The following is a 1,070-nucleotide window of genomic DNA, read 5'->3' on the forward strand; positions in this document are numbered from 1 at the left end:
TCGGCGCCTCACCGGCTTGCGGCCGCCCGGCATCACGAAGACGGTGATGCGCTCCGAGATGACGGCCGGATCGTGCGGCACGTGGTTCTCGTCGGCGAGCAGGAGCTGCAGCGTATGCCTGCCGGGCGGCAAGGTGATGCGCCGCTCCGTCTGGCCACCGCCGAGATGGATATGGTTGAGGTCGGAGGGGATAGGCTCGTCGAGCGCAGGTGTCGGCACATCGACAAGCAGGTGGTGGTGCCCGGTGTTCGGCTTGGCGACGCCAGCCGGCGCGACACCCATGTTGCGCAGGCCGAAGCGGATCGTCGAGTTCGGAAAGATCGTCTCTCCATCCTTCGGATAGATGAAGTAGACGACGGCGTCGTTGGGCGAAGCTGTACGCGGGCGCCCCGCTCCCGCAGCCGGGGCCGCGGGCGCCGCGGGGCCGGCCTGCGCCGCATCGACGACGCGTACCCGGATACGCTCGGACATCACCGGAGGGTCATGCGGAACATGCTCGTGATCGCCCAGGAGGAGCTGCAGCGTGTGCTCGCCGGGCGGGAGCGAGAGCTCGACCTCGGTCTGGCCCCGGCCGAAATGCAGATGGTTGAAATCGCTGGGGATCTCGCGGTCGAGCGGCGGAACCTCCGTGTCGACGAGCAGGTGGTGGTGACCGCCATTGGGGCTCGCCGTGCCGGCCGGCGTAATGGCGATGCCGTCGATGCCGAAGCGTATCTTGGCACGGGCCGGAATCGTCGCGCCGTCCTTGAGGTCGATGAAAAAGACCCGGGCGCCGGGCGCAGCCGCGGAGCGCGGCTTCTCGGCCGCATCGGCCGCGACCTCGACGGTGATCCGCTCGGACATGACCGGCGGGTCATGCGGCACGTGGTTGTGATCGGCGAAGAGAAGCTGGAGCGTGTGCCGGCCGGGTGTCAGCGCGATCTCGGCTTCGGTTTGCCCGCCGCCGAAATGGATGTGGTTGAAGTCGCTCGGAATCGGCTGGTCGAGGGCCGGCAACTCGGTATCGATCAGCAGGTGATGGTGCCCGGCGTTGCGCCTGGCCTGCCCGGCGGGCGCGATCTCCATGCCGC

Annotated in this window: 1 protein-coding gene; it reads right to left on the minus strand. The window is 68.7% G+C overall.

Annotation, left to right across the window (positions count from 1 at the left end):
* A partial coding sequence (locus ACIPIA_RS16895) for a DUF4399 domain-containing protein (RefSeq protein WP_400511152.1) occupies positions 1-1,070 on the minus strand: 1,070 nt, incomplete at both ends.

This window comes from Allobosea sp. CER48 (genome assembly GCF_044752385.1).
GTDB lineage: Bacteria > Pseudomonadota > Alphaproteobacteria > Rhizobiales > Beijerinckiaceae > Allobosea.